Source organism: Arsukibacterium perlucidum DSM 18276, from assembly GCF_000382165.1.
Classification (GTDB): Bacteria; Pseudomonadota; Gammaproteobacteria; order Enterobacterales; family Alteromonadaceae; genus Alishewanella; species Alishewanella perlucidum.
Genome location: NZ_KB907719.1, coordinates 34,468 through 58,035, shown reverse-complemented (window position 1 = coordinate 58,035; position 23,568 = coordinate 34,468). Strand labels below are relative to the sequence as shown.

Here is a 23,568-nt window from a genome sequence, read left to right as displayed (position 1 = left end):
GGCGGTTAATGGCCTGCCGCCATAATGGCGCTGATCACGGCTTGGGCTTTATTGCGGGTTTCTTCGGTTTCCAGTTCCGCCACTGAATCAAACACCACCCCGGCGCCGGCCTGAATGTAGGCAGTATTATTGGCAACATAGGCTGAGCGGATCACAATGCAGCTGTCAAAATCGCCATTGCCAGTTAAATAACCGACGGCACCGCCATAACTGCCGCGGCGCTGCTGTTCTACTTTGCGGATCAGCTCAGCCGCTTTTACCTTGGGCGCGCCGACTAAGGTGCCCATATTCATACAGGCCTGATAGGCGTGCAGTGCATCAAGTTCCGGCTTTAAGGTACCGATCACCCGCGACACCAGATGCATCACATAGGAGTAGCGGTCTACCTTCAGCAACTCTTTGACATAGCGGCTGCCTGGCACGCTAATTCGGGCAACGTCGTTGCGGGCTAAATCGACCAGCATTAAATGCTCGGCTTTTTCTTTGTCGTCCTGGCGTAGCTCCAGCTCAATCCGGCTGTCTAAATCGCGATCAATACTGCCATCGGCTTTAAAACCGCGGCGCCGGGTGCCGGCAATCGGGTAAATTTCTACCTGACGGTTACTGGCGCTAAATTTCAGCGCCGACTCGGGTGAGGCACCAAACAGTTGAAAGGCGGGATCTTTTACATAGAACATATAAGGGCTGGGGTTCAGCTGTTTTAATTTGGCGTAGGCTGCCAACGGGTTAGGGCAGGGCAAGCTAAAACAGCGGGATGGCACTACCTGAAACACATCGCCGCTGACAATATGCTCCTTTAATGCGTCCACCTGGCGGCTGAAATCAGCATCACTGATATCTACCTGCAGCTGGCTGTCATCACCTGGCTTGCCGGTTGCTAAAGGTGCAGGTTCAGCCAGCCGCTGTTTAAGCTGCTCTAAGCGTTTACCAATGACAAAATAGGTGGCAGGCGCCTGTTCACCACAAAATACATTACCAATCAGCTGGCTTTGCGCTCGCTGATGATCAAGCACCAATAGGGTTTCCGCCAGGTAAAACAGATAATCGGGGCACTGGTTGTTACCATTGCCCACCGCTGGTAACTGTTCAACGTTGGCTACCATGTCATAACCAATTACCCCGGCCAGCATAATGGCAAAGTCAGCTTCGTTGTTCTGCTCGGCGCTTTGCTGGCTGTGGCTGGTTAGCTGATGCTGAATAACCCGCAGTACAGCAAATGGATTAGGCTGCATTAAGCGGCTTACTTCATCCAGCAAGGGATCGGGCTGGCTGAAACTGATGCTAAGGCTGTTATCAGCCCGCGTGACCGTGGCAACGTCTGCCAGTTTTTCTGCCAGAAAAGGCAGTAGGGTGCTGCCGTTCTGACTAAGTGCGCTAATTGCTACCTGCATACCATTACATTCAATGCGCAGCGCAGCGTCAATCAGCATCAGGCTTTTCAGGTTGTCTTTGCTGTCTATTTCGGCAGACTCAAGCAGCACAGCGCTATCACTGTCGGCACTTAAGCTGGCAAAGGTGGCCAGCGCATCAGCATGATAGGGCGCCGGCATGGTAATACTGGCGACTTCGCCTTGCTGGTCAGTAATATGACTAAAAATCATAATGTTATTCTCTTAAAATAAAAAAACCCGCTTCTTATCAGGAAACGGGCTTAGGTAATTAAAGCTAATACAACGCCTACACACGCCCGTTGGGTATGTGCCACCACCAGTTAGTCAGGTTGAAAGCGGTTGTAAATTGCATTGGGTTTAATCACTGGTTATTACAATAAAGTTGCCACATAAAACCGCGAAATGTGGCGCGCGTCAAGTGCTGTTTTGTTATAACACAGAAATAAAAGCGTATAAGCGGCCAGATGGCCTTACTTAGTTGGCTATATTTGGCGTTAGCCAGCCCGCTTTACTTGCTGTCAGCTTTTTCCAGCTCGGTCAGTTGCTGCCAGATTTGTTCACTTTGCTCGGTTAAATCAGCATATAAGCGCATATCGCCATTGCGCTGGGCGTGCATTGCTTGTTCCAGCTTGCTGTCGTAAGCCTTACGTAATTTTTTTGCCGGGTTGGGTTTCAGAAAGCCAAACATAGTTACACCTCAGGATAGATTTGCAGGGAATACGGTTGATAGCCAGCTTTGGTTCAAACGGGAAGCAATAGCGATGCTTTGCCAAATGGCTGCCCTGTGCGACAATAACCACCTTATACTGAGGTGTTAATGAAATTTGATTTACACAGCCATACCCTGTGCTCTGACGGCGTGCTGTCGCCCGCTGAACTGGTCGCGCGCGCAGTTGAGCGCGGCGTAGATGCGCTGGCGATTACTGATCATGATACGGTAGCTGGTTTAGCCGCCGCCCGGCAGGCGATTGACCAGCAGCAACTGGCATTACGGCTGATTAATGGCGTGGAAATTTCTACCCGTTGGCAGCAGCTGGAAATTCATATTGTAGGGCTGAATATTAAGCCGGACTGCCCGCAGCTATTGGCGCGCCTCGCTTCGCAGCAGCAGCAGCGACTGGAGCGGGCGGAAGAAATGGCCAGGCGCCTGGCAAAAAGCCAAATTCCGGATGTAATGCCGGCGGTACTGGCACTGGCCAATGGCGCGGCGATTACCCGTACCCATTTTGCCCGCCATCTGCTTAATATTGGCAAAGCCAGTTCGATGAATGATGTGTTTAAGAAATATCTGGGACGCGGCAAAACCGGTTATGTACCCAGTAACTGGGTGGACATGGCCGATGCGGTACAATGGATCCATGATGCCGGCGGCGTTGCCGTATTGGCCCATCCGTTAAAATACCAGCTGACCACCAAGTGGGTAAAACGACTGGCCGAACAGTTTGCAGCAGCCGGTGGCGATGCGATGGAAATTATTTCACCACAGCAAACCCCGGTGCAAAAGCGTGAGCTGTGGGCGCTTTGCCAGTTACATGGCTTAACGGCGTCGGTAGGTTCAGACTTTCATCAGCAAACCAGCTGGAATGATCTTGGAAAAAATCTATATTTAACTGATGATGTTACGCCGGTTTGGCATAACTGGGCGTTAAATTAAATATATAACAACGATAGAAGAACAATAAATGAGCCAATTTTTTCATATTCACCCCGAGAACCCGCAGCAGCGTCTGCTGAAACAAGCCGTGCAAATTATTAAGCAAGGTGGTGTCGTGGTTTATCCGACGGACAGTGGCTATGCCCTGGGTTGCCATGTCGGAGATAAAAATGCGATGGACAGGATCACCCAAATTCGTCAGATCAGTGGTGACCATCACTTTACCCTGATGTGCCGGGATTTATCTGAGTTGTCGGTATACGCCAAGGTGGAAAATACTGCTTTTCGGCTGATTAAAAACAATACCCCGGGCGCTTATACTTTTATTTTGCGCGGTACCAAAGAAGTGCCACGACGTTTGTTAAACGATAAGAAAAAAACCATTGGCCTTAGGATCCCGGAAAATAAAATTGCCCAGGCGCTGCTGGCCGAATTAGGTGAGCCGCTACTGTCTACCAGCTTAATTCTGCCTGGCCAGCAATTTGCTGAAGCTGATCCGGACGATATGCGCTCGCAACTGGAACGCCAGGTTGACTTAATTTTGCATGGCGGCGTTATCGGCGAAGATCCCACTACTGTGGTCGACTTATCGGAAGAGGGCGCGACCGTGCTGCGTGAAGGCCGTGGCGATCCGACCCCCTTTATCTAAAGCCTGATGAGCAACCAGCCTGCTAACTTAACAGTGCAACAACCTTTGCCGCTGGCCTTTGTCCGCGGCGAGGCAGTGCATCAACGTCCGGATGATTTATATATTCCGCCTGATGCGCTGGAAGTGCTGCTGGATGCTTTTGAAGGGCCTCTCGATTTTTTACTGTATTTAATCCGCAAGCATAAGTTTGATATCGTCGACTTACCGGTGAACGAAATTACCCTGCAATATATGGAATATATTGAGCTGATGCAGGGCCTGAATTTTGAGCTGGCTGCCGAGTATCTGGTAATGGCAGCCATGCTGGCTGAAATAAAATCACGGCTGTTGTTGCCAAAACATACCCAGCACGATGAGGATGAACAGGATCCGCGGGCGGAGCTGATCCGCAGGCTGCAGGAGTATGAAATCTATAAGCAGGCCGCCACTGAGCTGGACAGCCTGCCGCGCGATGAGCGTGATTATTTCAGCGCCCGGGCAGCCCTTGCCGATAATTTCAGCCCATTGGTGGTGTTACCCGAGGTGGAACTCGGTGAACTGGTTATGGCGTTAAAAAGCATTATGCAGCGGGCTAAAGACTTTCAGCATCATCATATTAAACGTGAGCATTTGTCGACCCGCGAGCGGATGAGCAGGATTTTAGATTTATTAGCGCAGCATCAAGGCTACCTGGCGTTTGAACAGTGCTTTGAACTGAGCGAAGGGCGCGAAGGTGTCGTCGTCAGTTTTCTGGCCATTCTGGAACTGACTAAAGAAAAACTGGTTGAGCTTACCCAGGTTGCAGCTTATGGCCAGATCCATGTCAAATTAGCGAAAGAGCACGGCTGATGGCGCAGAAAATCAATGATATTCAACTGTTGCAGCTGATTGAAGCGGCTATTTTTGCCAGCGAGCAACCGCTGGGTGTCGCCGAGTTGCAAGCTACGGTGCTGCAACGTTTTACTGTAAGTAAAAGCCGGATAGATGCTACAATCCGCCAGCTGCAACAGGATTACAGTGCCAGGGGTATTCAGCTGCTGGAAACGGCTTCTGGTTTTCGCTTTCAAACCCTGCCTGAACTCAGTGATGATTTAGCCCGGCTCTGGCCAGAACGCTCAGCCCGTTATTCCCGCGCCGTATTGGAAACTCTGGCGTTAATTGCCTATAAACAACCACTGACCCGTGGCGAAATTGAAGAAGTACGTGGCGTAACGGTCAGTACTCAGATCATCCGTACTTTGCTGGATCGCGGCTGGGTAAAAGTGGTGGGTCATAAAGAAGTACCAGGCCGGCCGGGGCTGTATGCCACCACCGCGTTATTTTTAGATTATTTTGGCTTAAAAAGCCTCAGCGATTTGCCGCCTCTGCCGGAATTTACCGAGCTGACGGCCGATCTTTTTCCCACCGTCGAGATGACAGGAGAGTTACACTAATGAGTGATAAAATCAGCAGCGAAAAACTGCAAAAAGTATTAGCCCGCGCCGGCGTCGGTTCGCGCCGGGAAATGGAAGACTGGATCAGCAAAGGCCGGGTAACTGTTGATGGTAAACCTGCCAGCCTGGGCGATCGGGTAAGTACCGCACAGGCGGTGCGGGTCGATGGCCACCCGGTGCAACTGGCCAGCGAAGAGCAGCAAATCTGCCGGGTGCTGGCTTATCATAAGCCGGAAGGTGAAATTTGTTCACGCACTGATCCGGAAGGCCGGCCCACGGTGTTTGCCCGCTTACCGAAAATTAAAGGTGCCCGCTGGATAGCTATCGGCCGGCTGGATATCAATACCTCAGGTTTATTGTTGTTCACCACCGACGGTGAACTGGCCAACCGCTTAATGCACCCAAAATTTGAAGTAGAGCGCGAGTACGCGGTGCGGGTATTTGGCGATATTAACGATGCGATGATCCAGCGGCTGCGCACCGGCGTTGAGCTGGAAGATGGCAAAGCCAACTTTAAGAAAATAAAAGCGCTGCCGGGCGAGGGGATTAACCGCTGGTTTCATGTGGTGCTAACCGAAGGCCGTAACCGTGAAGTGCGGCGGATGTGGGAGTCACAAGGTGCGGTGGTCAGCCGGCTGATCCGGGTGCGTTACGGCGATTTACTGCTGCCAAAGCATATTCCGGCCGGCGGCTATGCTGAGTATCCACTGGACGAGGTTAACTACCTGCGCAAGCTGGTGCACTTAGGCCCGGAGGAGCAAACCCTGGTAAAAAGCGAAGATCGTACCGAACGTCGCCGCCGCTTAGCCAGTATGAAACGGGCGGTGCGTAAGCACCAGATCGCCGAGAAAACCCCGGCTAAAAAAGCCGAACCCAAGCCAAAGCCGGCAGCCAAACCGCAGCGCGCACCGGCCAGCAAGGGCAAATCAACCCAGCGCCAGCCCACTGGTAAAAAACCGACCCGGCAGGGTCAAAGCTAACATAGCTAATCGGAAAAAGGCGCTGCGGCGCCTTTTTTACTGACCGGTGTGGCAGTTGACTAACCTTTTACAAGCGCTACTTCCTTTATGGTGAAAAAAGCGTTAACTTTTAATTACAAAAAAGAATTTTTTTTAAGCTACAGTAGGCATATTCAGCTAAAAGGAAGTGAGTTATGTCTGTTAAACCATTTTTGCTAGTTTGTGGCTTATGTCTGAGTGCTTTATTCATCAACGCTTGTGGAGGTAGCAGTACGTCACAGGTACAGGAGCCACCGCCGCCACCACCTGTGTCGCCGGCGCCACCGGTTACCCTGAGTTTTCAGGGGTTGGATGGTTTAATTATCAATAAGTTATATCAGCAAAGCGGCGTGTTAGTGGCGGCCAGCGATGATGGGGTTTATCGTCAGGCCAGCAACGGCAGCTGGAATAGCGCAGGCCTGAATGGCTTCGACGTTATGGCGATGAGCCTGTTAACTGAGCAGCACTGGCTGGCATCCAGTTATGTGTCTGATCAGGACGGTTATCCCAACTACCTATTATTTGAAAGTTTTAATGGCGGTAGTGACTGGCATGAAGTGGATTATCAGTTTGGCCAGGCTGGAATTAACGAAGCAATTTATGCCATGTTGTTTGATAAGACCGCGCAGGTGGTTTATGCCACTGGTATAGATGTGCTGGCCAGCTCCACTGATATGGGGCAAACCTGGAAGGCGCAACATGGTGATTTTGGTGGTTTTGGCCAGCCCAAATCAGCGCTAACCCAATCCGCTGATGGCCTGACTATCTGGTATGGCGGCCAGGGTGCCATTGAAAATGGGGTGTTCTATCAATATGACGTGACAAGCCGCCAGGCTATTATGCACACCGACTTATTTCCCAACCCCAGCTCAATTAAAGCCATTCGCTATGCGCCTGACAACCCGCAAACGGTTTATGTCAGCGCCGAGGGCGGCATAATCCGCAGTAACGATCATGGGCAAAGCTGGCAAGCGCTGCTCGATAACGTAGACTTTCGTTTTTATTTTGATCTGATTATTGACCCCGATGCACCAGAGCGTATTTACACCGCAGGTTGGGCTAAAAACTTTACTGAGCCGCAGCCGTTAATTATTGAGTGGACCGAAGATGGTGGCGAGAACTGGCAGCAGTATCAATATCCGGAGCAGGCTTTTTTTGGTGGGGTGCGCAGTATGATCCTGGTTGAAGAAAACCAGCAGCAGATTATTTATTTTGGCCTGTTTAAAGGCGGCATTATGCGCATGCCGCTGCCTTAATGCCGTTATCAAAAAACTGAAATTTAAACGCTGAAGCTGGCGAGTTGTAAGGCGTTGCTAACTATTGCTATAGCCATCCGGATTCTGGCTTTGCCAGCGCCAGCTGTCCCGTACCATATCGTCCAGGGTTTTTTCTGCCTGCCAGCCTAACAGTTTTAAGGCTTTGTCTGGCATGGCATAGCAGCTGGCAATATCGCCTGGCCGGCGGGGTGCTATCTGATAGGGCACCTCGACATTGTTAACCCGGCTGAACGCTTGAACCATATCCAGCACGCTGTAGCCGGTGCCGGTACCCAGGTTAATGGCTTCAATACCCTGATTAGCTTCAAGATATTGCAACGCTTTCAGGTGACCTGCGGCTAAATCAACCACATGAATATAGTCACGCACGCCGGTGCCGTCGGGAGTGGGGTAATCATCACCAAAAATACTTAGTTTTTCGCGTTTACCTACCGCCACTTGTGAGATAAACGGCATCAGGTTATTCGGAATACCATTGGGGTCTTCACCTATCTGGCCACTGCTGTCGGCACCAACAGGGTTAAAATAGCGCAGCAGAGTAATACCCCAGTCAGGCTCGGCTTTAACTAAATCTTCCAGAATATGCTCAATCATCAGTTTACTCTGACCGTAAGGATTAGTGGCAGAGCGGGCTGCAGTCTCTTGTATCGGTACTGTTTTGGCATCGCCATATACAGTAGCAGAAGAGCTGAATACCAGTTTTTTAACCTTGAATTCGCGCATTACCCGGCACAGGGTTACCGTGCCGGCGACATTGTTATCATAGTAATGCAGTGGCATTGCCACCGATTCCCCAACTGCTTTTAAACCGGCAAAATGCACCACAGCGCTAATCTGATATTGCCGGAATACCGCACTTAATGCTGCTTCGTCTCTTATATCGCCGCTGATAGTGATAATGTTGGCGCCAGCCAGTTGCGCTACCCGTTGCAGGGCTGAAGTGGAGCTGTTGCTGTAGTTATCGAAACTAATAACCTGATAGCCAGCCCGCAGCAAGGACAGGGCGGTATGGCTGCCGATATAGCCCGCACCACCGGTCAGTAAAATGTAGCTCATTTAAGGTAACACCCGCTTGAAAGGTTTCACTGTTGATTTAACGTAAACGCCGGCGGCTAAATAAGGGTCGATATCGGCCCAGTTTTGCGCATCTGCCAGCGAGTTAAACTCGGCTACTACTAACGAACCGGTAAAGCCCGCGCCACCGGGTTCGTTGCTGTCAATTGCCGGTAACGGGCCGGCGAGTAATAAACGACCTGCTTCATTTAATGCCTGCAGCCGCGCCAGATGAGCTGGCCGGGTTGCCAGCCGGTTTTCCAGACTATTGGCCGCATCTTCAGAGTAAATCATATAGAACATGGTAAAACCCGCTTACTGTTTGGTGGCTGCAAGATAGCAGATCCAAGGGCCAAAACCAATTAGCAACGCTGTTGTATAAAGGTTGGACTAGGATTTGCCGCAGCCTGCTGTTAGCATGCTGTGCGCACAATATAAAAATAGCAAAACAACTATTCTAATAAAAAAATTCAGGGAGTCCGCAATCCAATGAAACGTGAACAATTCAGCTCCAGTCTGGGGTTTATTCTGGCGGCCGCAGGGTCGGCCGTAGGTATAGGTAACCTGGTGGCTTTTCCGGTAATGGCCAGTAAAAATGGCGGTGCCGCCTTTTTGATTATTTATGCCATTTTTGTGTTTTTTATCTGCTTACCGGTGATGCTGGCCGAGATGAGCCTGGGCCGGCATACCCGGCAAAACCCGCTGGGCGCCTATACTGAAATTGGCCAGAACCGGGCCTGGCGCACTGTCGGTTGGTTGTCGGTTATTACCCCCTTTATGATTGGGGTGTTTTATCTGGTTATCACGGTCTGGATTGCCGGATATTTGGGTAAAGCCATAATGGGCCAGCTGGATCAACTGGCTGATCCCAACGGCTTTGGCATATTTATCAATAGCAACGAGCTGTTTGTCTATATGGCACTGGTGGTTGGCCTGACGTTTTTAATTCTGCAGGGCGGGGTAAAAAAAGGTATAGAAAAAGCCACCACCGTGTTGATGCCGTTATTGTTTGTGATGCTGATAGCACTGGTGATTTATGTACTGACCCTGGATAACGCCATGCTCGGTGTTAAGTTTTTCCTGGTGCCAGACTTTAGCAAGATAACCGGCCAGGTGTTAAATGGCGCATTGGCGCAGGCGTTCTTCTCGCTTTCGCTGGCTATGGGCATTTTAATTACCTATGGCTCGTACATTCAGAAAAACAATAATATTGTTTCTGCCGGTAAAATGGTGGCGGCGTTATCCTTGCTGGTGGCCTGTTGCTCAGGCTTACTGATTTTACCTGCGGCGTTTTCGTTTAACCCGGATATTGAAATCAGCGAGTTGTCAGAATCGAGCATTGGCATGATCTTTATGTTTTTGCCGAAAATCTTTTTAGCGCTGCAGGCCGACATTGGCTACTTTGGTGCGTCCTTTATTGCCTCGTTTTTCTTCCTGTTGGTGTTCTTTGCCGCCATGACGTCTTTGGTATCGATTATTGAAGTACCGGTAGCCAGTATTATGGATGGTAAAGGCTTAAGCCGGCGCAAGGCACTATATTCATTGGGTGCTGCAATGGTGGTGTTGGCGGTGATTAGCGCCTTGTCATTTGGCCGGGTAGATATGCTCAGTGGTATCACCAGCTATGGTGCTGATGCAACAGGTCAACCTATTGTTAAATCGTTCTTTGATTTAATTTACGACATGTTTTATGAAACCATTCTGCCGCTGAATGGCTTGTTGCTGTGTCTGTTCGTCATTTATCGCTGGAAAAAATCCAACCTGGATGCGGAAATGAGCCAGGGCAATGCCAGCTTTGCCGGTTCGTTTTTGCAGAAGTACGTTAACTTTTCACTAGGTACTTTTATTCCGGTTATCCTGGCGATTATTTTCATCAATACGGTATCAACCATTTATTTTGGCCATAACCTGCTGACGATGTTTTTTGAGCAAATAGGATTTAATTAATTATTATCAGCAACTTATAAAAAACCCGCGTATCAGCGGGTTTTTTTATCGGTAGGCGACAGGCAGTGTGTTTAGTCATCGGCTGGCTGTTTGCTATTCTGTTCATTCAGCTGCTGGCGCACCGCGCTGAACTGGCTTTGACATAACGCATAGGTAATAGGCCGGGTAATAAGTGGGTAAGCTACTACCAGCAGCAAAATATAACCAGCAATGGCCCAGCCATCGGCGCGGGCGATTAAGATAAACAGCCCAAATAAAATCAGCAGCTTCAGCGTATTTAAGCCAACTTTGGTCGGGGTAGGCAGTTTGTCGGCGGCAGAGCGCACTACCTGCATGCGCTGACTAAAGTTAAGGCCTTGTAATTCGGGAATTTTCTGGCTATTAAAATACAACATGAGCTGGGTCCCTTATGGTAAAAACTGCATTGCACAAACGGCATGACAAAACGGCCGCTTTCGCAGCAGGCCGCCATTATATACCCAAAATCATTGAAATTGCAGGTAGGCGGCAAGTGAGTGAACCCCCATGAGCATAGATGTCTATGTGATTGGGGTGAGTGAGCGTAGCCAACACCGCTGCAGCTTCAAGAATAATGGGTATAACCACTAATTACAGGCAATGCCCATGGCTCGATCAGTTGCGCTGTATCACTTACTCGTTATTTTGCAATCAGGCCCCGTTTGCTCATGCATTCAGCTATTTCGCTAAGGCTGGCCGGGTCGTCGATGGTGGACGGCACTACATAGTCTTCACCGTCAGCAATTTGCCGCAATAACTTGCGCAGGATTTTACCCGAGCGGGTTTTCGGTAAGCGCGGCACAATTAACGCTTGTTTAAAGCAGGCCAGCGCGCCTATTTGTTCACGTACCCGCTGCACCAGTTCTGTTTGCAGTTGCTGCTCAGTAATATCAACGCCGTTTTTAAGCAAAATAAAACCAACCGGTTGCTGGCCTTTTAACGGATCGGCCAGGCCAATGACGCAACATTCGGCCACCGCCGGGTGGCTGGCCACGATTTCCTCCATTTCACCGGTTGATAAGCGGTGGCCGGCGACGTTAATCACATCATCAGTGCGGCCCATCACATACAGGTAACCGTCGTCATCCAGATAGCCACCATCGCCACTGGCATAGTAACCGGGGAACTGGCGCAAATAGCCGCTGTTAAAACGCTCCGGGTTTTGCCAGATGGTGGTCAGGCAGCCCGGCGGCAGCGGCAGTTTCAGGGCAATATTACCTTGCTGGTTAGCAGGCAGCGGTTGGCCGTTATGATCAAGAATTGCTACCTGGAAGCCCGGCACCGGTACTGTAGCCGAACCGGCTTTGCCGGGCAGCAGCTCAATGCCGGCCGGGTTAGCGCAAATAGCCCAGCCGGTTTCGGTTTGCCACCAGTGGTCAATCACCGGTTTTTGGCTGTGCTCTACGGTCCAGTCATAGGTTGCCGGATCCAGTCGTTCACCGGCCATATATATCCGCTCTAACGCGCTCAGGTCATAGTTTTTTAAAAGCTTAGCATCTGGGTCTTCTTTGCGAATGGCCCGAAAAGCCGTGGGGGCCGCAAACAGGGCTTTGACTTTATATTCAGCGCACACCCGCCAGAATGCGCCTGCATCGGGGGTATAGACCGGCTTACCTTCATATAACACGCTGGTGCAACCGGCCAGCAAGGGGCCATAAACAATGTAAGAGTGGCCGACCACCCAGCCAACATCGGAAGCGGCCCAGAACACATCACCCGGCGCCATATCATAAATGGCCTGCATACTGTAGTGCAGTGCCACCGCATGGCCGCCATTGTCCCGTACCACGCCCTTGGGTTTACCGGTGGTGCCGGAGGTATACAGAATATACAGCGGATCGGTGCTTTTTACCGGCACGCAGGCGGCGGGTTCAGCACTTTGCAGTAGTTGTTGCCAGTCATAATCACGGCCGGCCTGCAAATCGGCGCTAAGCTCTGGCCGTTGCCAGATAATAGCACTTTCGGGTTTATGCGCTGCCAGCTGCAGGGCGTTATCCAGCAGCGGTTTGTAAGCAATTAGCCGGTTAACTTCGATACCACAGGAAGCCGAGACAATCACTTTCGGGCTGGCATCATCTATCCGTACCGCCAGCTCATGGGCAGCAAAACCGCCAAATACCACCGAGTGGACAGCACCCAACCGGGCGACTGCCAGCATGGCAATTACCGCCTGTGGGATCATTGGCATATAAATAACCACCCGATCGCCTTTTTCGACCCCGCGTGCTTTTAATACCCCGGCAAACAGCGCGACCTCGTCAGTCAACTGCTGATAAGTAAATTGCTGCTTGCGGTTGGTGACCGGAGAGTCGTAAATCAAGGCAGTCTGGCCGCCGCGGCCCTGGGTCAGGTGGTAATCGAGCGCCAGATAGGCAGTATTTAACTCTCCGTCGGCAAACCATTGGTATTGCTCACCTTTAATATGCAAAATCTGACCGGGGGCCTGATACCAGGCCAGCCGGTTGGCTTTTTCAGCCCAGAATTGCTGCGGTTGCTGGCAGGCTGCCTGATATTCGGTTTGATAAGACATGCGCATCGTCCTCGTTGCTGCGGTTTTAAGCTACCTTACCGAAAAACCGCAGCGCTGCCACTTAGACTTAAGGCTAATCGGGCAGCAGGTTCAACCAGTTTACTTGATACAGATCATGCCGGCGGTCTTTTAAGTTAGTTACCGAGCCTTCGTTGCGAATTTGGGTTAAGCGGTCCAGATCCAAATCAGAAAACATCAGCATCTCAGTATTGGGTGTGGTTTCTGACATCACCGCATCATGGGGAAAGGCAAAATCCGACGGTGAGAATACTGCTGACTGGGCATATTGCACATCCAGATTATCTACCTGTGGCAGGTTACCGCAGCTGCCGCAAATGACTACGTAACACTCGTTTTCAATTGCCCTGGCCTGGGCACAATGTTTTACCCGCAAAAAACCATTTTTGGTATCGGTCCAGAACGGCACAAACAGCACGTCCATATCCTGTTGTGCCAGCAAGCGGCTGAGTTCCGGAAACTCAACATCGTAGCAAATTAAAATACCCACCCGGCCGGCATCGGTCTCAAACACCTGCAGTTTGTCACCGCCTTCAATCACCCAGTCGCGCCGCTCATGCGGGGTGATATGAATTTTACTCTGGCAATCTATGGTGCCATCGCGCCGGCATAAAAAACTGACATTAAATAAGCTGTCGCCTTCGAGTACCGGCATCGAGCCGGTAATAATATTGATGTTGTAGCTAACTGCCATATCCGACATGGCGGCTTTAAAACGTTCAGTAAAGCCGGCCAGAAAGCGGATGGCGGCGGTCTGGTTCGATTTATCCGGACACAAGCCCATCAGCGGCGCGTTAAAAAACTCCGGGAACAGCGCAAAGTCACTCTTATAATCGGCCAGCGCATCGACAAAGTATTCTACTTGCTGCAGCATTTGTTCAACTGAGGATACTTCACGCATTTGCCATTGCACGGCGCCAATTCTGATTTGGCTTTTCCGGCTGTTCAGCCCGGCCTGAACCGGCTCATAGAAAATATTATTCCACTCCAGCAAGGTGGCATAGCCTTGCGAGCTTTCATCTTCCGGCAGGTATTTTTTTAACAGGCGCTTTAACTGAAAGTCGTTTGATAACTGGAAAGTTAAGATAGGATCGTAAATTTCCCGGCATTTTACCGCTTCCAGGTACTGGGCTGCTGACATCTCACTACTATGCTGCTGATAATTCGGAATGCGGCCACCGGCGATAATAGCGCGTAAATTTAACTGGCGGCATAGTTCTTTGCGGGCATCGTACAAACGGCGGCCCAGCCGGTAACCGCGATAGTCCGGATGGATCATTAAATCCAGGCCATACAGCGCATCACCGGCTTTGTCGTGCAAAATAGTTTCGCGTTTACCGATTAAATCATCATAGGTATGGGGGTTACTGAAGCGGTCGTAGTTAACCTGCACTGTTAACGCCAGGCCAATGATATCATCATGGTCAATCAGACAAATCTGGCCTTCGGCAAAGTCTTTAATAAGCTTATTAATGGTATGCTCCGGCCAGGCGCCACCAATGTCATGGTACACCCGATCCATTAATGCCTGTACCTGGGGGTAGTCAGTGGGTGTTAAGTGGCGGATCTTTAAGTGCAGATCGTCGCGCATAGAAGGCTCCTCTCGCTTAAATTATCAAAACCATACCATCAAACATAACGTTGGTAAAAAATACTGGACCGGAATTTATTTTTGCTGCTGCAACCAATAACCATTAGACTGAACAGCATGCATCTTGCGTACATAGCTTTAAGTCAGCCTAAGGCCAGTGTTCAATGACGGTGTCTTCAAACAACAATGTCGCCTTTTTTCAGTTAATAGCCGATATCTCAACCAGTTTTGTGTTGAGCCCGGCGAATGAGGTTGATTTGGTTGTGAACAAGGCGTTGGCACGGATTGGTGCTTTCTTTGACGCCGACCGCAGCTATGTTTTTCAGTTTAATGCTGCCATCAGCCATGCTGATAATACCCATGAATGGTGTGCCCCGGGGGTAAGTGCCCAACAGGAAATGTTGCAGCAATTAAGTGTTAGCACCTTCGGTAGTTGGATCACCGCGTTAAAAGCGGGGCAGGCTGTGCAGATCAGTGATATCACCCAACTTGATGCTGACTCAGCAGAATATCAGTTGCTGGCTGCGCAGAGCATTCAGTCGGTGTTGATGATCCCGTTGTTAGCGCAGAATAGTTTGCTGGGGGTGTTTGGCCTGGATATTGTTGGTCAAAAACAATATTGGACAGCAGAACAGGTGGCAGCATTAAGCCTTATTGCCGGCAATATCTGCGGTAGTTTATTACGGCAGCGGGCCGAACTGAAAATTAACCAGTTGGCGTTTTTTGATCAGTTAACTCAATTACCAAACCGGCGATTTATCCTGGATCGCTTGCAGCAGGCACTTGCCATCAGTAAGCGTTACAACAGTTTCGGCGCGTTGCTGTTTATCGATCTGGACAACTTTAAGCATTTTAATGACAGCCATGGTTTTGAGCAGGGCGATGAATTACTGAAACATGTTGGCCTGGCAATTCAGCAGGTGCTGCGTGACGGCGATACGGTTGGCCGCTTTGGTGCTGATGAGTTCGTGGTCATTCTGGAACAACTGGCCAGTAGTAGCCTTGATGCGATTGATGCGGTTAAAGTTGTGGCGGCAAAGTTGATGCAGGTCGTTGCTCAGCAATACCAGCGTCAGCATATTGTGTATCACAACAGTGTCAGTATTGGTGTCAGTATATTCAGTGGTTATCAGGAAAGTCCGGATATGCTGATCACTCAGGCCGATATGGCGATGTATCAGGCAAAAGCGGCCGGTCGTAACTGCTTTTATTTTTTTGACCCTACCATGCAGCAGAAAGCCAGCCAGCGGACAGAGTTAGATAATCAACTGCGACTGGCGATTCGTGAGCAGCAGTTTGAATTGTTTTATCAGTTACAGGTGGGGCATGCAGGCCAGGCACTGGGCGCCGAGGCTCTTATTCGCTGGCGCCACCCGGAGCGCGGGCTGATAGCGCCTGATAGCTTTATTGGCTTTGCCGAAGAAAGTGGCTTAATTCTGCCTATTGGCAATTGGGTGTTGTCAGCGGCCTGTCAGCAATTGCGGCTCTGGCAGCAACAGCCGCTGACAGCAGAGCTAAGCTTAGCGGTGAATATCAGTGCCAGCCAGTTTCGCCAGGCTGACTTTGTTGCTGAGGTAAAACACATTTTGCAGCAAACCGGTGCTGAGCCAACAAGATTGAAACTGGAGTTGACAGAAAGCCTGCTAATCACCGATATCAATGACGTTGTTGAAAAAATTCAGCAGCTGGCGGCAATGGGCATCGGTTTTGCGCTGGATGATTTTGGCACCGGTTATTCATCTCTGGCTTATTTAAAGCGTTTACCATTAACCCAGTTAAAAATAGATCGTAGCTTTGTCCGTGATATTTTAACCGACGGCAACGATGAAGCTATTGCCAGAATGGTTATTGCGCTTGGCAATACGCTGGGGCTGGAGGTATTGGCCGAAGGGGTTGAAACCAGCCGCCAGTTTGCTGCCCTGCAGCAGTTAGGTTGTTATCAGTATCAGGGCTACTTATTTGGTAAGCCAGTACCTGTTGCTGAGTTTAATCAAGCTTTGTTAAGCCTGCCCGCGCCAGTTAATTGAACTTTTCTATTACATTCAATACTATTAGTGGATTGTTTCAGCTAAGGAGTAAGCATGGCCATTACCCGTTCCAAGCCCAAAATTACTCAGCTGATCGTTGCTGCTCTGGCTATTGCCCTGTGCTGGGCCGCTTTAACGGAAAATCGCGGCTGGTGGTTTTTTATACCGGTATGTGGCGCTATTTTGTTATGGCTATATTTCGCCAATATTCAGGTTCCCGCCATACGCTGGCGGGCTTTACCGGGCTTTCTGCTGTTTTTTGCCAGACAGTTAGTGCTGGGCGCTTTTGATGTTGGTTGGCGGGCGCTGGCACCAGAGCAGAAATTAGCGCCAGGCTGGCAACGTTACCCGATAAGTTTATCCGAACCCGCCAGCCAACGTTTGCTGGCCAGCATGATTAGCCTGCTCCCCGGTACCTGCAGTGCCGAGATAGAGCAGCATCCGCCACAAGCCGCTCAGTTACTGCTGCATGTGCTTGATCAGCAGGCCGACTGGCAAGCCGGGGTGATTGCGCTGGAACAGCAACTTGCCAGGCTGTTGCGACAGGAAACGCCTGCAGGTACCACTTTATGATGATGCTGGCTGTCGCGCTGTTGCTGACCATGCTGCTGGGGTTATGGCGGGTTGTAAAAGGCCCGGCATTATTAGATCGCTTACTTGCCGTGCAACTGTTTGGCAGCACAGGTGTGGCGTTGTGTCTGGTGCTGGCTCAGGCATTGAATCAGCCGGCGCTGCGCGATGTGGCACTGGTGCTGGCTTTACTGGCCGCAGCGGCGCCGGCGGCGTTGGTGCAACGCTTAAAGCATAATCATGCACTAAAAGCGGACTCTTCAGAGGAGCAGTCATGAGTGATATTGGTGAGCTCAGCCTGTTCAGCTTCGTATTAAGCAGTGGGCTGCTGTTTATTGGCCTGCTGTTTTTTATTGCCGGTAGTATTGGCATGTTGCGCTTTCCTGACAGTTTCAGCCGGCTGCATGCGGTAACAAAAGCCGATTCACTTGGCCTGGGCTCGGTTATTGCTGGCTTAATGTTTTACAGTAGCTGGTGGCAAAACCTGTTAATGCTGTTGATCTGGTTGCTGGTAATGGCGTCTGGCACGGTATCCTGCCAGTTGCTGGCCCGCTTTTGTAAAGCAAAGCAGGACCAGGCATGAGTTTGCTGCTATTTGATACCTTACTTTGCGGTTTGTTATTAGCGCTGGCACTGGCCAGTGTGTTAAGCCGGCAGCTAAGCCATGCGGTTATTTTATATATTGCTTTTGGCCTGTTAATGGCCATGGCCTGGGCCAGGCTGGCGGCACCTGATTTGGCGCTGGCGGAAGCCGCTATTGGCGCAGGTTTAACCGGCGCCTTATGTTTTACCGCGCTGGCCCGCCAGGGCCAGCTGGCACTTAGCCCGGTAGTAAGCTGGCAGCAACGCTGCTGGCCTGCTTTATTCGTATTAGTAACCCTTAGCGGTTTACTGCTGGCGTTGCTGCAAATTCCGGCCAGCCCCGGGCCGTTGCCCGCTCTGGTATTACAGGAGTTAGCCGGCAGTGGGGTCAGCCATCCGGTAACGGCGGTATTACTTAATTTTCGCTCCTGGGACACCTTGCTGGAATTGTTGGTGTTACTACTGGCTTTGCTAGGCACCTTACAGGTTGCGCCAGCGCCAGTTCGACAAAATAGCTGGGCACTGAGCCGTAGCTGGAGCCAGCTATTAGCGCCGCTGATTATTTTGCTGGCGGGCTATGTATTGTGGGCCGGCGCCAGCCAGCCAGGCGGGGCTTTTCAGGCCGGTGCGCTGCTGGCAGCAGGTGCCGTAGTATTGAAATTAAACAAGCAACTTAACTGGTTAGCCTGGCGCAATATCTGGGTCAGGTTTTTTGCTGTTGCCGGGCTGGGGGTATTTGTTATCGCGGCTTTGGCGGCCTGGTTGCTGCAGGGGCTGGCGGCTGAGCCGGTCTGGCTGCGCTGGCCACCGCAGCTGGCCAAGTACATTATCTTACTGATTGAAACTTTTGCCACCCTGGCGATTGCTATTACTCTGACCTTACTGGTGGTTGCTGAACAGCCTGACACACCGCTCAGCCTCGAAACACAAGATAGCGCAGGGGGCAGTGATGACTGAACTCAGTGGTTCGCTGCTGCTGTTTTTGCTTACCGCAGCCAGCCTGGTGGCAATTGGGGTTTATGGTTTTATCATCGGCCCTGAACCGCTGCGCCGGATCCTGGCTTTAAATATCATCAGTGCCGGAATCTTTATGTTAATGGTGGTATTGGCTTATCGGACTAGCGGGTCCGGGGCCACAGAACTAGCGGCTGATCCGGTGCTGCAGGCCCTGGTGCTTACCGGTTTAGTGGTCGCGGTAAGTGCTACTGCTTTTGCCCTGGCACTGCTTGCCAGGCTGGAACAGTCCTCGTCTGAGATGTCAGCGCCACTGCAGCTGAAGCAAACGGAGCCAGAGCAATGATGATTCTGTTACTGGTCTTGCCACTGTTAAGTGCTTTGCTAATGTTGCTCTGGCCCCGGATTGCGCCGCTGCTGGCGCTGTTTTCGGCGGCCGCCTCCAGCCTGCTGGCACTGCAGCTGTTGCTGCAGGTTGCTGAGCAGGGTACCCGTTACTGGCTGTTGGCCGGTTGGCCCTCCGGCCTGGCCATTGCCTGGCAGGCCGACACGTTAAGCTGTCTGCTGATTTTACTAAGTACCGTATTGCAGCTGTTAGTGGGTTTATATGCTTTTGCCACCCGTAGCCGGGATAAGTTAAGTCAGGGTTTCTGGCCACTCAGTACTTTGCTGCAATTAAGCTTAACCGCGCTGTGGTTGTCGCGTGATTTATTTAATCTGTACGTTTGTCTGGAGCTACTGGGGCTGGTTGCGGTGGCGCTGGTTAGCCTGTCCGGTCGTAAAGCCATTAAACCTGCATTTAATTATTTGCTGCTGTCGCTGTTTGGCTCGCTCTGCTATTTACTTGGCGTAGTGCTGCTCTATGGTGCCTACGGTTTGCTGGATATTGCCGGCTTAGCCAGCCAGTGGCAGGCCGGCTGGCTGAGTAACAGCGCCTTACTGTTGATGAGCCTGGGCTTAATGTTAAAAGCCGCGATCTGGCCTTTACATGCCTGGTTGCCAGCAGCCCATGCTGCCGCTCCTGCTCCGGTTAGTGCGCTGTTGTCGGCGCTGGTGGTGAAAGGGCCCTTGTTTATTCTGTGTTTACTCTGGCTGCAGCTGGCAAGCACCTCGCAAGCGCAGGCCATGGCGCCACTGTTTGCTGCTGCGGGTCTGGCTGCCTTGCTGTTTGGCGGCTGGTCGGCGCTTCGCACACCTTTTGCTAAAAATCTGGTGGCCTATTCTACGGTGGCCCAACTCGGGTATGCCACTCTGGCCCTCGGGCTGATGCTAACGTTTGACCAACCGTTGATTTTCGCTGCTTTATGGCTGTTTGTGCTGGCCCATGCCCTGGCCAAAGCAGCCTGCTTTTTAGCTATCGGCGAAATGAGTGCCACCCTGGGTGGCAAGCGGCTGACCATATTAAAGGGCGCCAGCCAGACGATGCCTCTGGCCATGTTTGCTTTTGCCGTTGCCGGCGGCAGCTTAATAGGCCTGCCGCCCAGCGGCGGCTTTCTGGCTAAGTGGGCGCTGTTACAGGGGTTGTGGTTGCAGGGAGAGCAATTATTCTGGCCGTTAGCGTTGGTGTTTGCCACCTTGTTGTCTGCTGCCTATGTATTTCGGGTAGTGGTACTGGCGTTTGACCGGGCCGACCCGGTGGCACCTGATTTTGCGCCGCAGCTGGTGCCGCAGTGGCTGGCTTTGTTGCCGGCTTTAGCGGTTTGGGCGATGGCGCTGTTTAGCGAGCCTTTGCTGTTACTGCTGCGGCTGGAGGCGTTATGAGCCCGTTCTGGTTAAGCTACTTACCACTGGCCATTATTTTAAGCTCGCTGCTGCCGGGCTTAATTATTTTCACCCTGAAAGAGCAGCAGGTAAAACTGCGGATCAGCCTGAATCTGTTGGGCGTGACGGTAAAGCTGATCCTCGTGCTGATAATGTGGCAGGCGGTGAAAGCCGGTGACATTTTTTACTTCAGTGTGCCGTTTTTGCCGGGTGCCGATTTAGTGTTGCAAGGTGATGCCTTGTCGCTGCTGTTTGTGGTTTTGTCGTCAGTGTTATGGCTGGCAACCACTATTTATGCCATTGGTTATCTGGAAAACTCACCGCTGCGTTCGCGGTTTTTCGGCTATTTCAGTTTATGTGTCAGTGCCACCGTTGGCCTGGCGTTGTCGGGTAATCTGGTTAGTTTTTTACTGTTTTACGAGCTGCTGACGCTGGCTACCTTCCCGCTGGTGGTGCATCGCGGCACACCACAGTCATTGGCTGCTGGCCGGCGGTATCTGGCGTATACCCTGGGCGGCGGTTTACTGCTGTTGACCGGGGTCGCCCTGTTACATTCGCTGGTGCAAAGCCCGCAATTTGTCCCTGGTGGTTATGTCAGTGCTGTAGTGAGTGAGCACTCCGGGCTGCTGCAGCTGGCTTTTGGCCTGATGATTGCCGGACTTGGTGTTAAGGCAGCACTATTGCCATTGCATGGCTGGTTACCGCAAGCAATGGTAGCGCCGGCACCGGTCAGCGCCCTGCTGCATGCGGTAGCCGTGGTTAAAGCCGGCGCGTTTGGCATTATCCGGCTGGTATACGATGTATTCGGGGTTGAGAGTATGCAGCTGTTGCAGCTGGCCGAACCCTTAATGTTGCTAGCTGCAGCGACTATTTTATATGGCTCCTGGCGGGCGCTGGCCCAGCAGGACATTAAACGACGGCTGGCGTATTCCACCATTAGCCAGGTCTCCTATATTACAGTTGGCGTAGCAATGTTGGGGCCTTTGGCGGCAGTGGGTGGGTTGGTGCATCTGGTGCATCAGGGTGTGATGAAAATTACCCTGTTTTTTTGCGCCGGCAATTATGCTGAGACCCTGGGGGTGCATAAAATCAATGAGTTAAATGGTGCTGGCCGGCGCATGCCGCTGACGTCTGTTGCCTTTACGCTGGGCGCTCTGGGGATGATTGGTATCCCGCCGACTGCCGGCTTTATCAGTAAGTGGTACCTAGGGCTTGGTGCCGTGGCCAGTGACAACCAGCTGATGCTGCTGGTGTTTGTGTTTTCGGGGCTGTTAAATGCTGCTTATTTTCTGCCAATTATTTATCGCTTATGGTTTTTACCCCAGCGTGGCAGCTGGCCTGATGAGCAGCGCCTGTCAGCCAGGCTGGAAACTCACTGGATGCTGCTGTTGCCAATGCTGTTTACCGCGTTACTCATTATACTGATGGGCCTGTTTGCCAGTACCGGGATAAGCCCGCTCAGCTGGGCTGAACTGATCGTCGAGCGGGAGTTCAGTTATGATTGATTTATCGCCCTGGCTTTGGCCCGGAGCTGGCCTGGGTCTGGTAACAGAGTTGCAGCAGGTCTGGTGGTACTTTAGTTTAAGTTTATGGCTGGTTGCTGCGGCATTCAGCCTGGCATTTATGGCAAAAGCGGCGCATAAGCGCCGCTACTGGCTGTTTTTCGGCCTGAGCTTTGCCGGCAATATGTTGTTGATTGGGGCACTGGACGCCATCAGTTTTTATCTTGGTTTTAGTGTTATGAGCTTGTCGGCTTATGGTCTGGTGGTGCATAGCGGCGATAAAACTGCGCGTCGGGCCGGCCGTTTATATTTACAACTGGCGATAATTGGTGAGCTGTTGTTGTTTGCAGCGTTGATCCTGCGGGCCAGTGCGGCCGATGGCCAGTATGACTGGCAGAGCTGGCAGCAGGTGCCGTTGGATCACCTGACTATTCTGTTGACTATTACCGGCCTGGGGTTAAAAGCTGGGTTCTGGCCGCTGCATATCTGGTTGCCGCAGGCGCATCCTGCAGCACCGGCTCCGGCCAGTGCTGTGCTATCCGGAGCGATGATTAAAGCCGGGGTGCTGGGGCTGGTGATGTTTTTACCGGCTGGCGATCCGCTGTTGCAATACTGGGTGCCGTATATGGTATGCCTTGGGTTTTTCTCCGCTGGTTTTGGGGTGCTGGCCAGTCTGTTGTATCGTCAGCCCAAGGTTATTCTGGCGTATTCTTCGGTAAGTCAGGTTGGTTATATTCTGATACTGGTAGCGTTGGCCTGGACAGCCAATGCAGCTGCGGTGCTACCGGTGCTGATAGCCTATGCCGCACATCATGCCTTTGCCAAAGGGGCATTATTTTTATTTGCCGGCGTAAACGCGAAACAACCATTGCCCGGTTACTGGCAGTTGTTTTTCTGGCTGCCGGCACTGGCGTTAATGGCGATACCGTTAAGTGGTGGCGCGGCAATCAAAACCGGCTTAAAAAGTCTGCTTAGTGAGATGTCGGTGCCGGGTTGGCTTAATACCGATATACTGACCGGTTTGTTAACTCTCGGCGCTTTATTAACGGCGCTGTTGTTTTTGCATCTGGCCGCGGCGCTGCGCCAGCAACAGCGAGAGCTTACTTCCCGCTATGGCTTAGCGCCGGCCCCCGGTTTTGCCTTGTACTGGCAAGGCGCTTGTCTTTTGGTGCTGCTACTGGTACTCATCTGGCTGCCATGGCAATGGCAGCCAATGCAGCAACTGAGCCTGCAAACCCTGGCCTGGCCAAAAATATGGGCGCTGAGCTTCCCACTTTTTCTGGCGGTGCTGTTGGTTTACATTGCACGTTGGCGGCAATGGCGATTGCCAGCGACATATTATGATCGGAATAGCGCAGTGTTGTTATGGTCGTTGTGGCTGAAGCGATTATACCAGCCACAACGGCAGTGGCAGGCGCCACGGCTGAAATTTAACTGGCGGGCCGCAGAGCGTGCTTTAAACCGGCTGGCCCCTGCCAATGTGGTAAGCTCCAGCGCATTGCTGCTATTGATAATGTTGCTGGCTGGCGCTGCATTCTTGTAGCAGTAAACAGCAGTAAACAGCAGTAAACAGCAGTAAACAGCAGTAAACAGCAGTAACAGTAATGGGGGTAACAACAGCGGCTATCCAATTA

23 protein-coding genes are annotated in these 23,568 nt (G+C 51.5%); 16 read left to right on the top strand and 7 right to left on the bottom strand.

The features are described from left to right. Nucleotides 1-5 precede the first annotated feature (5 nt). Nucleotides 6-1,601, bottom strand: coding sequence for an anthranilate synthase component 1 (locus H141_RS0113635; RefSeq protein WP_019676837.1), 1,596 nt, complete (start codon nucleotides 1,599-1,601; stop codon nucleotides 6-8). A gap of 298 nt (nucleotides 1,602-1,899) precedes the next feature. Continuing rightward, nucleotides 1,900-2,079: a DUF6435 family protein gene (locus H141_RS0113630; protein WP_019676836.1), complete on the bottom strand. Its 180-nt coding sequence runs from the start codon at nucleotides 2,077-2,079 to the stop codon at nucleotides 1,900-1,902. Nucleotides 2,080-2,208: 129 nt separating this feature from the next. Here H141_RS0113630 and rnm point away from each other — a divergent pair, with 129 nt between their 5' ends. The 6 genes from rnm to H141_RS0113600 all read left to right on the top strand — a co-directional run bounded on the left by rnm (nucleotide 2,209) and on the right by H141_RS0113600 (nucleotide 7,360). Then, nucleotides 2,209-3,045, top strand: a complete 837-nt coding sequence (gene rnm / locus H141_RS0113625) for an RNase RNM (protein ID WP_019676835.1) — start codon at nucleotides 2,209-2,211, stop codon at nucleotides 3,043-3,045. A 28-nt stretch (nucleotides 3,046-3,073) separates the two neighbouring features. Then, nucleotides 3,074-3,694, top strand: coding sequence for an L-threonylcarbamoyladenylate synthase (locus H141_RS0113620; RefSeq protein ID WP_019676834.1), 621 nt, complete (start codon nucleotides 3,074-3,076; stop codon nucleotides 3,692-3,694). Nucleotides 3,695-3,700: 6 nt separating this feature from the next. After that, the gene (locus H141_RS0113615) at nucleotides 3,701-4,522 is read left to right on the top strand and encodes a segregation and condensation protein A (RefSeq protein ID WP_019676833.1); all 822 of its coding nucleotides are present in this window, start codon (nucleotides 3,701-3,703) and stop codon (nucleotides 4,520-4,522) included. Beyond that, nucleotides 4,522-5,106 carry an SMC-Scp complex subunit ScpB gene (scpB, locus tag H141_RS0113610; protein WP_019676832.1) on the top strand — a complete coding sequence of 195 codons (585 nt, stop codon included), beginning with the start codon at nucleotides 4,522-4,524 and terminating at the stop codon, nucleotides 5,104-5,106. Before H141_RS0113615 ends, scpB begins: the two co-directional genes overlap by 1 nt. Further along, entirely contained in the window at nucleotides 5,106-6,086 is a 981-nt protein-coding gene (gene rluB / locus H141_RS0113605) for a 23S rRNA pseudouridine(2605) synthase RluB (RefSeq protein WP_019676831.1), read from the top strand. The genes scpB and rluB overlap by 1 nt, the downstream gene beginning before the upstream one ends. 173 nt (nucleotides 6,087-6,259) lie before the next feature. Continuing rightward, nucleotides 6,260-7,360, top strand: a complete 1,101-nt coding sequence (locus H141_RS0113600) for a WD40/YVTN/BNR-like repeat-containing protein (protein WP_019676830.1) — start codon at nucleotides 6,260-6,262, stop codon at nucleotides 7,358-7,360. Nucleotides 7,361-7,417: 57 nt separating this feature from the next. Here H141_RS0113600 and galE read toward each other — a convergent pair whose 3' ends face one another. Continuing rightward, nucleotides 7,418-8,437 carry a UDP-glucose 4-epimerase GalE gene (galE, locus tag H141_RS0113595; RefSeq protein ID WP_019676829.1) on the bottom strand — a complete coding sequence of 340 codons (1,020 nt, stop codon included), beginning with the start codon at nucleotides 8,435-8,437 and terminating at the stop codon, nucleotides 7,418-7,420. Then, a complete protein-coding gene (locus H141_RS0113590) occupies nucleotides 8,438-8,737 on the bottom strand; it encodes a YciI family protein (protein WP_026349460.1) in 300 nt (99 codons plus the stop codon). It lies immediately after the preceding gene. Between the two features lie 186 nt (nucleotides 8,738-8,923). Between H141_RS0113590 and H141_RS0113585 the strand changes: the two genes are divergently transcribed. Continuing rightward, nucleotides 8,924-10,381, top strand: a complete 1,458-nt coding sequence (locus tag H141_RS0113585; RefSeq protein ID WP_019676827.1) for a sodium-dependent transporter — start codon at nucleotides 8,924-8,926, stop codon at nucleotides 10,379-10,381. A gap of 71 nt (nucleotides 10,382-10,452) precedes the next feature. On the opposite strand, the gene H141_RS20300 is transcribed toward H141_RS0113585, so the two are convergent. From H141_RS20300 to H141_RS0113565, 3 genes are all read right to left on the bottom strand, one after another. Then, entirely contained in the window at nucleotides 10,453-10,776 is a 324-nt protein-coding gene (locus H141_RS20300) for a DUF6170 family protein (protein ID WP_019676826.1), read from the bottom strand. 263 nt (nucleotides 10,777-11,039) lie between these two features. Then, entirely contained in the window at nucleotides 11,040-12,929 is a 1,890-nt protein-coding gene (locus H141_RS0113570; protein ID WP_026349459.1) for a propionyl-CoA synthetase, read from the bottom strand. Between the two features lie 73 nt (nucleotides 12,930-13,002). Continuing rightward, entirely contained in the window at nucleotides 13,003-14,538 is a 1,536-nt protein-coding gene (locus tag H141_RS0113565; protein WP_019676823.1) for a bifunctional GNAT family N-acetyltransferase/carbon-nitrogen hydrolase family protein, read from the bottom strand. A gap of 164 nt (nucleotides 14,539-14,702) precedes the next feature. Between H141_RS0113565 and H141_RS0113560 the strand changes: the two genes are divergently transcribed. From H141_RS0113560 to H141_RS20290, 9 genes are read left to right on the top strand one after another with little or no spacing between them, the layout of a single operon-like run. Beyond that, on the top strand, nucleotides 14,703-16,565 hold the full coding sequence (locus H141_RS0113560) for a sensor domain-containing phosphodiesterase (RefSeq protein WP_019676822.1): 1,863 nt from the start codon (nucleotides 14,703-14,705) through the stop codon (nucleotides 16,563-16,565). A gap of 54 nt (nucleotides 16,566-16,619) precedes the next feature. Then, nucleotides 16,620-17,138, top strand: coding sequence for a Na+/H+ antiporter subunit E (locus H141_RS20295; protein WP_019676821.1), 519 nt, complete (start codon nucleotides 16,620-16,622; stop codon nucleotides 17,136-17,138). Then, nucleotides 17,135-17,413, top strand: coding sequence for an MrpF/PhaF family protein (locus tag H141_RS0113550; RefSeq protein ID WP_019676820.1), 279 nt, complete (start codon nucleotides 17,135-17,137; stop codon nucleotides 17,411-17,413). The genes H141_RS20295 and H141_RS0113550 overlap by 4 nt, the downstream gene beginning before the upstream one ends. A gap of 20 nt (nucleotides 17,414-17,433) precedes the next feature. Beyond that, the gene (locus tag H141_RS0113545) at nucleotides 17,434-17,718 is read left to right on the top strand and encodes a cation:proton antiporter (protein WP_205620397.1); all 285 of its coding nucleotides are present in this window, start codon (nucleotides 17,434-17,436) and stop codon (nucleotides 17,716-17,718) included. Then, a complete protein-coding gene (locus H141_RS0113540; RefSeq protein ID WP_019676818.1) occupies nucleotides 17,715-18,674 on the top strand; it encodes a hydrogenase subunit MbhD domain-containing protein in 960 nt (319 codons plus the stop codon). The genes H141_RS0113545 and H141_RS0113540 overlap by 4 nt, the downstream gene beginning before the upstream one ends. Then, nucleotides 18,667-19,017 carry an NADH-quinone oxidoreductase subunit K gene (locus H141_RS0113535; protein ID WP_019676817.1) on the top strand — a complete coding sequence of 117 codons (351 nt, stop codon included), beginning with the start codon at nucleotides 18,667-18,669 and terminating at the stop codon, nucleotides 19,015-19,017. Before H141_RS0113540 ends, H141_RS0113535 begins: the two co-directional genes overlap by 8 nt. Further along, on the top strand, nucleotides 19,014-20,432 hold the full coding sequence (locus H141_RS0113530; RefSeq protein ID WP_019676816.1) for a complex I subunit 5 family protein: 1,419 nt from the start codon (nucleotides 19,014-19,016) through the stop codon (nucleotides 20,430-20,432). Before H141_RS0113535 ends, H141_RS0113530 begins: the two co-directional genes overlap by 4 nt. After that, the gene (locus H141_RS0113525) at nucleotides 20,429-21,937 is read left to right on the top strand and encodes a proton-conducting transporter transmembrane domain-containing protein (RefSeq protein WP_019676815.1); all 1,509 of its coding nucleotides are present in this window, start codon (nucleotides 20,429-20,431) and stop codon (nucleotides 21,935-21,937) included. Before H141_RS0113530 ends, H141_RS0113525 begins: the two co-directional genes overlap by 4 nt. After that, nucleotides 21,930-23,477 (top strand): complex I subunit 5 family protein, encoded by a 1,548-nt coding sequence (locus H141_RS20290; protein WP_019676814.1) that lies wholly within the window; start codon nucleotides 21,930-21,932, stop codon nucleotides 23,475-23,477. The genes H141_RS0113525 and H141_RS20290 overlap by 8 nt, the downstream gene beginning before the upstream one ends. Nucleotides 23,478-23,568: the final 91 nt, after the last annotated feature.

What these genes read in the sequence shown, in the direction of transcription:
- H141_RS0113635 (WP_019676837.1), bottom strand. Translation starts at nt 1,601, where the DNA reads ATGATTTTTAGTCATATTACTGACCAGCAAGGCGAAGTCGCCAGTATT.
- H141_RS0113630 (WP_019676836.1), bottom strand. Translation starts at nt 2,079, where the DNA reads ATGTTTGGCTTTCTGAAACCCAACCCGGCAAAAAAATTACGTAAGGCT.
- rnm (WP_019676835.1), top strand. Translation starts at nt 2,209, where the DNA reads ATGAAATTTGATTTACACAGCCATACCCTGTGCTCTGACGGCGTGCTG.
- H141_RS0113620 (WP_019676834.1), top strand. Translation starts at nt 3,074, where the DNA reads ATGAGCCAATTTTTTCATATTCACCCCGAGAACCCGCAGCAGCGTCTG.
- H141_RS0113615 (WP_019676833.1), top strand. Translation starts at nt 3,701, where the DNA reads ATGAGCAACCAGCCTGCTAACTTAACAGTGCAACAACCTTTGCCGCTG.
- scpB (WP_019676832.1), top strand. Translation starts at nt 4,522, where the DNA reads ATGGCGCAGAAAATCAATGATATTCAACTGTTGCAGCTGATTGAAGCG.
- rluB (WP_019676831.1), top strand. Translation starts at nt 5,106, where the DNA reads ATGAGTGATAAAATCAGCAGCGAAAAACTGCAAAAAGTATTAGCCCGC.
- H141_RS0113600 (WP_019676830.1), top strand. Translation starts at nt 6,260, where the DNA reads ATGTCTGTTAAACCATTTTTGCTAGTTTGTGGCTTATGTCTGAGTGCT.
- galE (WP_019676829.1), bottom strand. Translation starts at nt 8,437, where the DNA reads ATGAGCTACATTTTACTGACCGGTGGTGCGGGCTATATCGGCAGCCAT.
- H141_RS0113590 (WP_026349460.1), bottom strand. Translation starts at nt 8,737, where the DNA reads ATGTTCTATATGATTTACTCTGAAGATGCGGCCAATAGTCTGGAAAAC.
- H141_RS0113585 (WP_019676827.1), top strand. Translation starts at nt 8,924, where the DNA reads ATGAAACGTGAACAATTCAGCTCCAGTCTGGGGTTTATTCTGGCGGCC.
- H141_RS20300 (WP_019676826.1), bottom strand. Translation starts at nt 10,776, where the DNA reads ATGTTGTATTTTAATAGCCAGAAAATTCCCGAATTACAAGGCCTTAAC.
- H141_RS0113570 (WP_026349459.1), bottom strand. Translation starts at nt 12,929, where the DNA reads ATGTCTTATCAAACCGAATATCAGGCAGCCTGCCAGCAACCGCAGCAA.
- H141_RS0113565 (WP_019676823.1), bottom strand. Translation starts at nt 14,538, where the DNA reads ATGCGCGACGATCTGCACTTAAAGATCCGCCACTTAACACCCACTGAC.
- H141_RS0113560 (WP_019676822.1), top strand. Translation starts at nt 14,703, where the DNA reads ATGACGGTGTCTTCAAACAACAATGTCGCCTTTTTTCAGTTAATAGCC.
- H141_RS20295 (WP_019676821.1), top strand. Translation starts at nt 16,620, where the DNA reads ATGGCCATTACCCGTTCCAAGCCCAAAATTACTCAGCTGATCGTTGCT.
- H141_RS0113550 (WP_019676820.1), top strand. Translation starts at nt 17,135, where the DNA reads ATGATGATGCTGGCTGTCGCGCTGTTGCTGACCATGCTGCTGGGGTTA.
- H141_RS0113540 (WP_019676818.1), top strand. Translation starts at nt 17,715, where the DNA reads ATGAGTTTGCTGCTATTTGATACCTTACTTTGCGGTTTGTTATTAGCG.
- H141_RS0113535 (WP_019676817.1), top strand. Translation starts at nt 18,667, where the DNA reads ATGACTGAACTCAGTGGTTCGCTGCTGCTGTTTTTGCTTACCGCAGCC.
- H141_RS0113530 (WP_019676816.1), top strand. Translation starts at nt 19,014, where the DNA reads ATGATGATTCTGTTACTGGTCTTGCCACTGTTAAGTGCTTTGCTAATG.
- H141_RS0113525 (WP_019676815.1), top strand. Translation starts at nt 20,429, where the DNA reads ATGAGCCCGTTCTGGTTAAGCTACTTACCACTGGCCATTATTTTAAGC.
- H141_RS20290 (WP_019676814.1), top strand. Translation starts at nt 21,930, where the DNA reads ATGATTGATTTATCGCCCTGGCTTTGGCCCGGAGCTGGCCTGGGTCTG.